Raw genomic sequence first — 11,500 nt, 5'->3', positions numbered from 1 at the left:
CAATTATATTGATTAGTAGCGGAAAAACATATTATTCAATTAGAAAAGGATAAGTTGGCAGTAATCATAACTAATTTAAAAATGCGATAAAAGGTAGTACTTTTCGGGTTAATAGCATATGAGTTTAAATTCCATGTATCTTTGTAGGCAAATTCTAACCAACTAAATTTTAAAATAAGCAATGTTAGAACATCATAATAACAGTAATACTGACGAGATTGATTTGGGTCAATTATTCCAATTAATAGGTCGTGCTTTTCAAAAGTTGTATAATTTCATTGGGAATATTTTTAAAGGTTTTTTTAATCTTATTATTCTACTGTTACTGTTTATCCAAAGAAACTTCATCATCCTATTAGCTTCATTGGTAATAGGAGCCATTGCTGGTTATTTTATAGACAAATACAAAACAGAAAAGTTTATATCTCGAATGGTTGTAGAGCCTAATTTCAATAGTGTTCAACAACTATATAATAATATAGAGTTTTATAACGACTTGGCAAAGGCAGAGGACTCTGTAGCACTTGCAGAAGCATTAAAAATTACAATTCCCGAAGCGGGCTCGATAAAGTCAATTTTTGTTGATTCCTATTCAGACGAAAATCAAAAAATAAAACTGTTTGATGAGTTTGTTAAGGAATTAGACACATCAACAATTAAGGCAATTGAGTTTGAATCATATTTGCAAAACTTTAATTCGTTAGATGCTCGTTTTCATCAAATTTCATTGATAAGTACGGACAACAGTGTGGCAAAAAAAGCACAGCAATCCATCGTTAAATCAATTTCAAGTAATGATTACTTTAAATTACAAAAACAGATTAACGACATAAATATTAAATTGCAAGATTCTATCATAACACAGCAATTGAGTGAAGTAGATAGCTTGCAGCAATTATATAAAACGATATTGGTTAAAGAAGCAGAAAAACCGATGCAGGGAACCAATATAAATTTGGCAGAAAATGGGCAATCCCAGAATAAAGAGTTGGCTTTAGTTAAAGAAAGAGAAATCTTGAAACGAAACCTAGTAGCATTGAACCAAGAACGAGCCAATAAATCATCAATTTTAAATGTAATTAGTGACTTTCCTAATCGAGGTGTCAAAGTTAAAGGTTTTTGGAATAGTTATAAGTTTGTATTGCCTTTGTTACTATTGGGAGTAATATTAATTGTATTAGCCTTAAGGGATTTAAATAGGTTTTTAAGAAAGTATGGGAAGCAATGATAAAAAAATTTTGATAACAGGGGGGGCGGGATTTATTGGTTCTCACGTTGTCAGAAGATTTGTCACCAACTATTCTAATTACGATATCTTTAATCTGGATGCTTTAACCTATGCGGGTAACCTAGAAAATCTTAAAGATATTGCGGATTATCCTAACTACACTTTTATAAAAGGTGACATTGTTGACCCAGTATTTATTACCCAACTTTTTAATAAAGAAAAATTTGATGGTGTAATTCATTTAGCTGCTGAATCGCATGTTGATCGTTCTATTTCCAATCCAAATGCCTTTTTATACACTAATGTTATTGGAACGGTTAATTTGCTGAATACATCCCTAGGGTTATTCCGGAATAATCCTGAGTTTATATTTTATCATATTAGTACCGATGAGGTCTATGGTAGTTTGGGAAGTCATGGCTTTTTCAAGGAATCTACAGCATATGCTCCCAATTCCCCTTATTCGGCCTCTAAAGCAAGTTCGGACCATTTTGTAAGGGCATATGGGGAAACGTATGGCCTTCCTTTTGTAATTTCCAATTGTTCCAACAACTATGGGCCAAACCAATTTCCAGAAAAGTTGGTTCCTCTGTTCATCAACAATATCATTCAAAAAAAACCATTGCCCGTTTATGGTGATGGCAACTATACTCGGGATTGGCTTTTTGTAAAAGATCACGCCCGGGCCATAGACTTGGTGTTCCATCAAGGAAAAAAGGGGGAAACATACAATATTGGCGGTTTTAATGAGTGGAAGAATATTGAACTGACCCAATTATTGTGCAGATTAATGGATAAAAAATTGGACAGGCAGGCAGGCACTTCGGCAAAGCTCATAAGCTTTGTAAAGGATCGTCCAGGACACGATCTAAGATATGCCATCGATGCCTCGAAAATCAATAAAGAATTAGGGTGGGAACCATCGGTAACATTTGAAGAAGGTTTGGAGCTAACAATAGAGTGGTATTTTGATAATAAAGAATGGCTAGACCATGTTACTTCGGGAGACTATTTGGAATATTATAAAAAGCAATATCAAGCATAAATTAGGATGAAAGGAATCGTATTGGCAGGAGGAACAGGTAGTAGATTGCACCCACTTACCTTATCGGTGAGTAAGCAGTTGATGCCCATTTACGATAAGCCGATGATCTATTACCCCTTGTCTACCCTTATGTATGCAGGAATACGGGAAATATTGATTATTTCCACACCCAAAGACCTCCCACTTTTTAAAGAACTGTTGGGCAATGGCCACAAATATGGTTGCTCATTTTTCTATGCGGCCCAAGATTCACCCAACGGGCTGGCGGAAGCATTTATTATAGGGGAAGAGTTCATAGGGGATGATAAGGTGGCACTTATTTTGGGCGATAATATTTTTTATGGAGCTGGATTGTCCAAGTTATTGCAGAGCAACAATAATCCCGAGGGTGGCATTGTTTATGCCTATCGCGTAAACGACCCACAAAGATATGGGGTTGTGGAGTTCGATGAGGATGGCAAGGCAATTAGTATCGAAGAAAAGCCCAATCAACCCAAATCCAACTATGTAGTACCGGGCATTTATTTTTATGACAACGAAGTCGTGGACATAGCCAAAAACATTGAGCCCAGCAAAAGGGGCGAATTGGAAATCACCGATGTAAACAGGGCGTATCTAGAAAGAGGAAAACTGAGCGTAAGTATTTTGGACAGGGGCACTGCCTGGTTGGATACAGGGACCTTTCAGGCCCTAATGCAGGCTTCGCAGTTTATAGAAGTAATCGAGGAACGCCAAGGATTTGTGGTCGGATCTATAGAGGTGGCAGCGTTTGAAATGGGATATATAGATGCAGATCAGTTTAAAGAATTGGCCAAGCCCTTAATAAAGAGCGGCTACGGTGAACGTTTATTGGGTATTTTGAAGAAAGAGGGATGATAAAGGCGACGGAGACCAAGTTAAAAGGATGTTTTGTAATCGAACCTACAATTTTTAAGGATGACCGAGGTTATTTTTTCGAGAGTTTTAATCATAGAGAATTTTGTAAAGCCATTGGGCAAGAGGTAAATTTTGTACAAGATAATCAGTCCTATTCCAAAAAGGGAGTGTTAAGAGGACTGCATTTTCAAAAAGGCGAACATGCCCAGGCCAAGTTGGTTTCCGTATTGGATGGAAGAATTCAGGATGTAGTGGTCGATTTACGTAAAAATTCCCCTACTTTTGGCGAGCATTTATCCATTGAACTGGACAATGAGAACAAAAGACAACTGTTTGTGCCAAGAGGATTTGCACATGGTTTTTTAACTTTGAGCGAATCCGCAAGAGTTTTATATAAATGTGATAATTATTACAACCCTAAAGTTGAATGTGGTGTAAGATTTAATAATTCTAAACTTAAAATAAATTGGATGTTAGATAGTAATCACATAAAACTATCTTCAAAGGACAAAAGTTTGTCAAAAAAAATATTTTTTTAAATAAATAGGAGAATCGAAGTCGACGCTTTCAGGACAGGTTTGCATTCAACAAAATATTTTATATGGGTAACTTATCCTTTCTTGTAAAAAAGTACAATAATGTTCTTCAGAACTTCTCTTACCTAACTGTTCTTCAGGTATTTAATATTTTTTTTCCTGTTATTATATACCCATTTTTAATTGATTTATTTGGGTTAGAACTATGGGGGAAAATTATATTGGCACAATCTCTAGCGCTTTATGTTTCTCTTTTCGTTGATTTTGGATTTGATAGATATGCCACAAAGGAGGTCTCTATTTTTAGGAATGATACCGAAAACCTTTCTAAAATAGTCTCTTGTGTTGTGATGTTAAGGTTGGCATTAGGCATTGTAGCGTTTACTTTATATTTTCTTGCTATTTACAATATTGATTTTTTTAAGGGAGATGAGGTATTGTATCTCTTGTTTTTTGGGTTGAACTTCAATTTTATCCTATTTCCAAAATGGTTTTTTCAGGGAATAGAGCAAATGAAGTATATAGTCATAATCAATGTCTCCATTAAATTGGCTTTCGTTTTTTTAATGTTCCTCACGATCGAGACAAGGGACGATTATATTTATGTACCACTTTTTTTTAGTTTGGGAGCTTTGGTGGGCGGAGCAATAGGTTTGGGTATAATGCTAGGATTTAAGAAAGTCCAGTTTCGATTATATGAATTCAATACTTATTACCATTATTTGAAGCAAAGCTATTTGCTATTTGCTTCATCTTTGGTTGTATCCATTAAGGATCGGTTTAATATATTTATTGTTGGCTATTTTCTGGGTATGCAAGAAGTTGCACTTTACGATATCTCAATAAAGATGATTTCGATAATTACTCAGCCGGTAGAATCTATTAATGGGGCCATATTTCCGAAGGTATCTAAAGAATTGAATATGACTTTTGTGAAAAAGGTTGCCATGTACACGTTGCTTTTTGTGTTATCATTGTTGTTAGTGGTTCAATTTTTTTTGTATGATATTTTTAGCTTTTTAAATATTGACGAACCGCAAAATGTTGGATCAATAAGGCTTGTATTGTTAAGCGCCCCCTTTTTAACACTATCAGTTTTCCTTGCTCGAAACTGCTTAATAGTTCACAATAAATTCAATTTGTTGTTTAAGTCTATGGTTTGGACAACTGTTTTTTACTCTTGTTTGATTGCCATTCTCTTTTTTGTCGGGCATCTGACATTCAATTATATTCTTATAGTTGTATTTTTGGTTTATCTATTTGAGTTCTTGTATAGATATTTTCTTGCTAAACATAACAATCTACTATCCATGAAAATCAGGGAAAAAATAGGAAGGTATTACTACGGTAAAGGGACTTTTGGTTTTATAATGAAGCCCATGGTTTTTGTTTACGATATATGGAGACATCATATCATGGACGAAAAGACATTCATACAGAACAGGTTTAAAAGAAGGATGGGCTATGAACTAAATTTGGATAACCCCCAAACACTTAATGAAAAAATACAATGGTTAAAATTATATGATAGAACCGATTTACATACAATTTGTGCAGACAAAATAGAAGTTAGAAATTATGTAGAACAAAAAATAGGCAAGGAGCATCTTATTCCAATGCTACTTGTTACCGAAAACGTAGAAGACATAACTTATGAAACATTACCAGAGAGTCCCTTCATTATTAAGACTAATCACGATTCAGGCAGTTATAAAATTATAAAAGACAAAAATGAAGTTAAAAACTGGAAAGTGCTAAGACAGTTTTTCGCTAAAAAGTTAAAAACGAACTTTTATTATTCATCCAAAGAATGGCAGTATAAACACATTCCGCCAAAAATCCTGGTTGAAAGACTACTACAGTCAAAGGATGGAGAAATACCTAAAGATTACAAAGTTCATTGTTTTGGAGGCAAGCCAAAATATATTCAATTAGATTTTGATCGTGGTACCGAACACCACTCTAGAAACTGGTATGATGAGAATTGGGATAAGGCTAATTTTCATTGGGCTATTAAGCTAAAGAGTGGAAAGGAAACTTTACCTAATAAGTTCAATGTGCCAAAACCTCCAACCTTAGAGAAAATTTTAAAATTCGCTGAGATATTGAGTGAACCATTTGCTTATGCCAGGGTTGATTTCTATTCAGTTGAGGGTAAAGTCTATTTTGGTGAGATTACATTTCATCACGATTCAGGTTTTAGGCCAATCGTGCCAAAGGAGTGGGATTATAAACTAGGAGAAATGGTTAGATTGCCAAGAAAATGAGTTTCAATCACAAAAAAACAACAAAAAGTTCTATAGTTTTTTTATTGCCTTCACTGGGAGGTGGTGGCTCTGAAAGGGTATTTTTGAATTTATGCAAGCAAATTGATAAGAGTAAGTTTAATGTTATCTTATGCCTATTGGCTAAAAAGGGAGAGTTTGTTTCTTTTCTTGAGAATGAAACTGGTTTTGAGGTACATGATTTAGGAGTTTCTAGGGTCCGTTATGCAATACTTCCGATAGTTAAATATGTAAGAAAAACCAAACCCGATATTTTATTCTCAACCTTAGGGCATTTAAATGCGTTGTTGGGAGCCATTTCTTTTATTTTCCCCTCTAAGGTTAAGTTAGTGGCTCGAGAGTCAAATATGATCAGTAAGGTAAACCATCACGGGATAACAATTCTATTTTATAAGCTATTTTATAAAAATTTTGACAGAATTGTTGTTCAAAGTTCAGATATGGAAACTGATCTAAAAAGGATAGTACAGAACCTTGGACCAAACCAAATTGTTAAAATCAACAATCCTGTAGATTTTAATACTGTATTTGAATTGAAAGAAAGCTGTGAACAATTATTACCTACGGGTAAGATAAATTTAATCTCTGTGGGTAGCTTGACCCATCAAAAGGGATACGATATGCTTTTGGACTCGTTTTCAAAATTTAGAAATAAAGACAATTATCATTTAACTATTTTGGGGGATGGGGAGCTTAAAAATAAGCTTAAAGCTCATGCAATTAAACTTGATTTAAGCGCCAATATCTCATTCAAGGGGTTTCAAGACAACCCGTATCAATTTATGGCACAGGCCGACTTATTCATATCAAGTTCAAGATTTGAAGGTTTCCCAAATGTAGTTTTAGAAACATTAATGTGCGACACCCCTGTAGTAGCTAATAACTATAAAGGAGGTATCAATGAAATAATTGAAACATCAATTTATGGGGAGATAATTGATATAACAGATAGTATCGAATTTGAAAAGGTTTGCGAAAATTTGACTTCAATAGAACTTCCGCCCAAAACTTTAAGCAATATGGTAAAGGAAAGGTTTGGGATTGAAAAAATAACCATTGAATTTGAAAATTTGTTTTCCCTTCTTTTGACAGAATAATAATGACACAATATGTAATCCTTTATTGTTATGCGCTATATGCTTCTCTAATCGAAGTGTTTTTGTCCAAAAAAATGCGCTTATCAGCAATACTTTTGTTCATTGGCGCTGTTATGGTGCTGGGTTACAGAGGGATAGACGGTGTGGACACGCCAAACTACATTTCTTTTTTCAGTGATATTGGGACTAAAAATGCTCTAGATTATAATATGGACACAGGATTCTATATGCTATCTAGTTTTATTAAATGGATAAAGGGAGACATTGTCTTTTATTTCATTTGCCTAGCCATTATTTCTGTTGGACTTAAGATTTGGGTTATGAAGAAATTGTCTCCAGCACCTATATTTGGAATTTTTATATTGCTAGGAACATATTTTATGTCGCTAGAGGCTAATCAAGTAAGACAGGCATTGGCTCTTGGCGTAGTATTAATGTCATTATTGTTTGTTCTAAAAAGGAAAAGGATCTATTTTTTTTTGTTAGTGTTGTTGGCGGCGTCTTTCCACATCTCTGCACTGGTTTTTATTCCTGTATGGTGGCTATATGAGTTAAGGTTTTCAGCAAAAACCTTACTTATTCTTGTCAGTATATCTTTTTTATTTGTTTTCATTTCTTTGGTTGATACTTTTCAGTATGGTGTAAAATATACTGTTTTTTGGGGTTCATTTATATTTTATAAGCTTGAAAATTATGCGTCAAAGATGGAAAAAGTAGGCTTTTCACCGATTCAATTATGGTATATTTTTACTTGTTTCCTGTTTGTTTTTCAAAAAAAACGTATCAATCAACCAAGCTATAATTTTTTGCTGAACATTTTTGTTTTAGGGGTAGTAATGAACTTTTTCTTGAACAGCTTTTCTTATATGATTAGAATTACGTACTACTTTTTGGCTGTTGAGGGAATTTTATTTTCCATGGTAATTCTAAAAAGCAAAAAAATAATTAACAAGCTGTTTCTTTTTACAGGGGTGGCAGCGTTGATTTTTTTTAAGAGTTATAAATATTATTTGTCTAACCTTGAATTTTTTCAATGAAAAGAGTACTTCATTTATTTCCGGTGTACAAAATTGGAGGTGCTCCAGTGAATGTTCTGCGTTTTGTTAAAGAAAGCAATGGGAAAATAGAGAATTACTCGGCGGCCCTAAAAGCCGATGAAGTTATTTTCAGGGAGTTTGTTGACAATACTTCACAATGTTTCGATGTAGACATTTCAAAGGTTAACCTTCAATCATTTTTAAAACTTTTAAAAATAATTAGAAAAATTAAACCAGACATTGTTCATGCGAATGGTAAAGGGGGGGCAATGTATGCTTTTTTGATTTACCCTTTTTTTAGAGGTAAAGTATTCTATACCTTCAGAGGATTTCACGTTAAGTTTAGTGGATTAAAACAAAAACTTTATATCGGCTTCGAAAGGCTTTTTTCAATGATGTATTCAAAATCTATTGCTGTTAGTGAGTCCGAGAGAAAACTCTTTTTAAAGGTAACTGGAGTAAAAGAGGATAGAGTAAAGGTTATTGGCAATGGGGTTGATATTATTAAAAAAAAATTGCCCTTGAAAATTGAGGAAGTGTTACGAGAATACGAATATAATTTGGTAAGCTTGTCAAGAATCGCAGAAGTCAAGGATTTAGAAACTATGATAAGAGCATTTGACCAATTGGAAGATGAAAATATCTCTTTGCATATTATGGGAGGATATTTGGATGTGGATTTGCAGTATAAAAATAAAATAGAATCAATTGTGAACGGTTTACCATGCAATAAGCGAGTTTATTTCTGGGGAGACATTAAAAGGGCAGGCGACTATTTAAACAATTTCGACTTATATTTGTCGACTTCACTTTCTGAAGGCCTTCCTACTGCTATAATTGAAGCAGGGCTCAGTGAAATCCCTGTGGTTGCCTCTAACTGCAATGGAAACATTGATTTAATCCATGATGGAAAAACAGGGTATTTGTTTAAAACAAAAGATTATAAAGGTTTGGCCGATAAAATTACTTTGGCCATTGATGAATTTGAATCCCAACAACAAGTGAATATTATTGTGAATAATCTAGCTCAAATGGGTAACTATACCGTAGAATCTCACACAAAAAAAATATTGGAGTTATATCTGTCATAGCCCTACATTATGAGAATATTACAAATAAACAAGTATTATTGGCCAGATATTGGTGGGGTTGAGACGGTTGTCAAGCAATATGCCGAGGCGGTTAAAGAAGACCATAAAGTGTCAATTTTATGCGTCTATAAAGATTTTAAGCTTAAAACTGCGATTACCGAAGTTAATGGAGTTGAAGTAATTAGATGCTCTTCATTTGGCACTTTTTTTTCAATGCCAGTATCAATTTCATTTTACTTTTATTTTTTTAAGTTATACAGAAAGTATGACATTCTTCATTTTCACGAACCCTTTCCTTTGGCGTCAATTCTCTCTATTTTTATTAAAAGGAAAAACAACATAATAATTACCTGGCATAGCGATATAGTTAAGCAGAAATTCCTCAAAAATTTAATGGAGATTTTTCAACGAAACCTTTGTAAAAAAGCTTCTGTCATTACTACGACATCTCCAAACCTCTTAAGCTTCTCCAATGTAATTTCAAGATATGGGAACAAAGTAGAAATACTTCCTCTAGGAATTGAACCCGTCAAAACCAAAAACATTCATGATAAAGGTTACATGTTGTGTTTGGGCCGATTATCTTATTACAAGGGAATCGAGGTGTTGTTAAAGGCTTTCGAGAAAACAAAATTGGATATAAAACTCCTTTTGGTTGGTGAAGGGGAAAGAGATATTGTCGAAAACATTAAATCTGTAATGAATAAAACGAATAAGGATATTCAGTTCATAAACAGGTTTGTTTCGAATGAGGAAAAACAAACATATCTTAGAAATTGTTCATTTTTGGTGTTTCCTTCTATTGAGCCGAGTGAGGCTTTTGGGATAATTCAATTAGAAGCCATGAACTATTCGAAACCCGTAATTAACACCAATTTACCAACAGGGGTGCCTTATGTTAGTGTACACAACTTAACAGGGATTACTGTTACACCTAACAATGTTAATGAACTGGCGAATGCTATAGATTTAATGTCATCAAATATCGAGATGAGAAAAAAAATGGGAACAAATGCTCTAACAAGAGTTCAGAATATGTTTTCTAATAAAATTCTGATGAAAAAATTATTGGATATTTATAAACAACTGTGAGCAAAAGAATTAAAAAAAAATTTATAGGTTTTTATTTATTTGCGCTGATATTGCCTTTGCCCTTTCCGTTATGGGTGTCATCAGTTGCGATGGGAGTGCTTTTTTTAAACAGTTTAATATTAGTAAAGAAAAAGCCTCAATATAATACCTTGATAATCTCATTTGCACTGTTCTTCTTTTCAGATTTTTTATCTCTTTTTTTTTCAGGTAGAGGCGTTTTTGAAAACACTATTATTAATGATGTGAAAATAGCATGTGCCATACTCCCATTCACTTTCTATAATTCTAGGATTAAGACGAAAGAACTACAATCGCAGGTGTTTGTTTTCTTTGTTATAGGAGTATTTACATACATTTTATATGCTTGTCTTTATTATATTTATTTTATTCAAATCCATCCTCGATATACAGTACAAATAGACAATTATCTTTTTTGGGCCATTGAGAATAGATTTCCGGGCACATATCATAGAACTTACGTAGGAGTCTACATTGTTTTTTCTTCAATTTTGACAAACATTTGGTTGTTTAATGCGAAATCTAACAAAAGAATATTATGGGGCTTATTATTTGTTTTTCAGATGATAGGGATATTCTTTTTAGGGTCGAAGCTTACAATGGTCATGTTTTTAGTGCTGAACTTGATTTTGATTTTAAATAATTTTAGATTTTTGGCAATACCATTCATAACATGTGCTATAGTTGGTTTCTACCTTATTAAAGAATGGGTTTTTACCTCAATGAAAAAATCGATTCAAGATAGACTGATATTCTTTGACGAGTCATTAAATTTAATCAACAACCATTTGTTTTTTGGTATTGGAGAAAGAAATATCACAAAGTATATGGTTGAAATTAATAAAGAAATGACCCCTTTGATTCCACATAACATTTTTTTGAAAGAAACCCTTTCGAATGGGATTTTGGGGCTGATATTTCTATTGTTTTTGATTGGAGTGATTATTTATCAAGCATTAAAAGAGAAAAACCTCATTCTTAATTTTTTTATTGCTTTAATAATTACGGTATCATTGATAGAGGATTTTATTTATCTTCAAAGGGGACTTTTCTTTTTTATCTTTTTTACTTTGTTAATGCTGAACTTTAATAACAAGGACAAGTGGACAAATGAAAAAACAAGCAATATGACTGTTTAAATTTGTTCGAGAACACTTTCAGTTTATGACCGTGAAAATATTTTAGGTTCAATTAA

At 33.3% G+C, this 11,500-nt stretch carries 10 protein-coding genes; all 10 read left to right on the top strand.

Annotation, left to right across the window (positions count from 1 at the left end):
• The first annotated feature begins 181 nt into the window (after positions 1-181).
• The 10 genes from BUL40_RS01485 (at position 182) to BUL40_RS01440 (ending at position 11,444) form a co-directional block, all read left to right on the top strand.
• Positions 182-1,228 (top strand): hypothetical protein, encoded by a 1,047-nt coding sequence (locus BUL40_RS01485; RefSeq protein ID WP_080317790.1) that lies wholly within the window; start codon positions 182-184, stop codon positions 1,226-1,228.
• Positions 1,215-2,273: a dTDP-glucose 4,6-dehydratase gene (gene rfbB / locus BUL40_RS01480; protein ID WP_080317789.1), complete on the top strand. Its 1,059-nt coding sequence runs from the start codon at positions 1,215-1,217 to the stop codon at positions 2,271-2,273. The genes BUL40_RS01485 and rfbB overlap by 14 nt, the downstream gene beginning before the upstream one ends.
• A gap of 6 nt (positions 2,274-2,279) precedes the next feature.
• Positions 2,280-3,149, top strand: a complete 870-nt coding sequence (gene rfbA / locus BUL40_RS01475; protein ID WP_080317788.1) for a glucose-1-phosphate thymidylyltransferase RfbA — start codon at positions 2,280-2,282, stop codon at positions 3,147-3,149.
• Positions 3,146-3,688: a dTDP-4-dehydrorhamnose 3,5-epimerase gene (gene rfbC / locus BUL40_RS01470; RefSeq protein WP_080317787.1), complete on the top strand. Its 543-nt coding sequence runs from the start codon at positions 3,146-3,148 to the stop codon at positions 3,686-3,688. The genes rfbA and rfbC overlap by 4 nt, the downstream gene beginning before the upstream one ends.
• A gap of 62 nt (positions 3,689-3,750) precedes the next feature.
• A complete protein-coding gene (locus BUL40_RS01465; RefSeq protein WP_080317786.1) occupies positions 3,751-5,952 on the top strand; it encodes an ATP-grasp fold amidoligase family protein in 2,202 nt (733 codons plus the stop codon).
• Positions 5,949-7,067 (top strand): glycosyltransferase, encoded by a 1,119-nt coding sequence (locus BUL40_RS01460; RefSeq protein WP_080317785.1) that lies wholly within the window; start codon positions 5,949-5,951, stop codon positions 7,065-7,067. The genes BUL40_RS01465 and BUL40_RS01460 overlap by 4 nt, the downstream gene beginning before the upstream one ends.
• A gap of 2 nt (positions 7,068-7,069) precedes the next feature.
• Complete coding sequence (locus BUL40_RS01455; RefSeq protein WP_080317784.1) at positions 7,070-8,104, top strand: EpsG family protein; 1,035 nt, start codon at positions 7,070-7,072, stop codon at positions 8,102-8,104.
• Entirely contained in the window at positions 8,101-9,195 is a 1,095-nt protein-coding gene (locus BUL40_RS01450) for a glycosyltransferase family 4 protein (RefSeq protein WP_080317783.1), read from the top strand. Before BUL40_RS01455 ends, BUL40_RS01450 begins: the two co-directional genes overlap by 4 nt.
• Before the next feature lie 9 nt (positions 9,196-9,204).
• The gene (locus BUL40_RS01445; RefSeq protein ID WP_080317782.1) at positions 9,205-10,287 is read left to right on the top strand and encodes a glycosyltransferase; all 1,083 of its coding nucleotides are present in this window, start codon (positions 9,205-9,207) and stop codon (positions 10,285-10,287) included.
• Positions 10,284-11,444: an O-antigen ligase family protein gene (locus tag BUL40_RS01440; protein WP_141239628.1), complete on the top strand. Its 1,161-nt coding sequence runs from the start codon at positions 10,284-10,286 to the stop codon at positions 11,442-11,444. Before BUL40_RS01445 ends, BUL40_RS01440 begins: the two co-directional genes overlap by 4 nt.
• Positions 11,445-11,500: the final 56 nt, after the last annotated feature.

It is taken from the genome of Croceivirga radicis (genome assembly GCF_002072105.2).
GTDB lineage: Bacteria > Bacteroidota > Bacteroidia > Flavobacteriales > Flavobacteriaceae > Croceivirga > Croceivirga radicis.
This window is presented reverse-complemented; position numbering and strand designations above follow the sequence as displayed.

What these genes read in the sequence shown, in the direction of transcription:
- BUL40_RS01485 (WP_080317790.1), top strand. Translation starts at nt 182, where the DNA reads ATGTTAGAACATCATAATAACAGTAATACTGACGAGATTGATTTGGGT.
- rfbB (WP_080317789.1), top strand. Translation starts at nt 1,215, where the DNA reads ATGGGAAGCAATGATAAAAAAATTTTGATAACAGGGGGGGCGGGATTT.
- rfbA (WP_080317788.1), top strand. Translation starts at nt 2,280, where the DNA reads ATGAAAGGAATCGTATTGGCAGGAGGAACAGGTAGTAGATTGCACCCA.
- rfbC (WP_080317787.1), top strand. Translation starts at nt 3,146, where the DNA reads ATGATAAAGGCGACGGAGACCAAGTTAAAAGGATGTTTTGTAATCGAA.
- BUL40_RS01465 (WP_080317786.1), top strand. Translation starts at nt 3,751, where the DNA reads ATGGGTAACTTATCCTTTCTTGTAAAAAAGTACAATAATGTTCTTCAG.
- BUL40_RS01460 (WP_080317785.1), top strand. Translation starts at nt 5,949, where the DNA reads ATGAGTTTCAATCACAAAAAAACAACAAAAAGTTCTATAGTTTTTTTA.
- BUL40_RS01455 (WP_080317784.1), top strand. Translation starts at nt 7,070, where the DNA reads ATGACACAATATGTAATCCTTTATTGTTATGCGCTATATGCTTCTCTA.
- BUL40_RS01450 (WP_080317783.1), top strand. Translation starts at nt 8,101, where the DNA reads ATGAAAAGAGTACTTCATTTATTTCCGGTGTACAAAATTGGAGGTGCT.
- BUL40_RS01445 (WP_080317782.1), top strand. Translation starts at nt 9,205, where the DNA reads ATGAGAATATTACAAATAAACAAGTATTATTGGCCAGATATTGGTGGG.